The organism is Salicola sp. AFF1 (assembly GCF_056783195.1).
The window spans coordinates 1-243 of the sequence record NZ_JBXAYL010000227.1; the positions used below are offsets into that span (position 1 = coordinate 1).

1 protein-coding gene is annotated in these 243 nt (G+C 63.0%); it reads left to right on the forward strand.

Annotation, left to right across the window (positions count from 1 at the left end):
* Positions 1–14: 14 nt before the first annotated feature.
* On the forward strand, positions 15–243 hold a 229-nt coding region (locus tag AC1RQI_RS17450), incomplete at its 3' end, for a hypothetical protein (RefSeq protein WP_481905868.1).

The following is a 243-nucleotide window of genomic DNA, read 5'->3' on the forward strand; positions in this document are numbered from 1 at the left end:
GCATGACTGCCCTGATGCCCACGGCGGTCGTGGGGCCGGATGGGGCCGATGTGTTCGTTCCGCTCTACTCGGGACTGAACGACACCCCGATCTCTCTTCCGGTAGGTCAGTCGATCACCTGGACCTTCCCCCGGTTCGTGAGCCCCTCGGCCAACTCGTTCTACAGCGTGAGTGCGAATAGAAGCGACATCGTGCTGGAAACGCCTGCACAGGACGGCACGTGGACGGTGATCCACTCCGTCG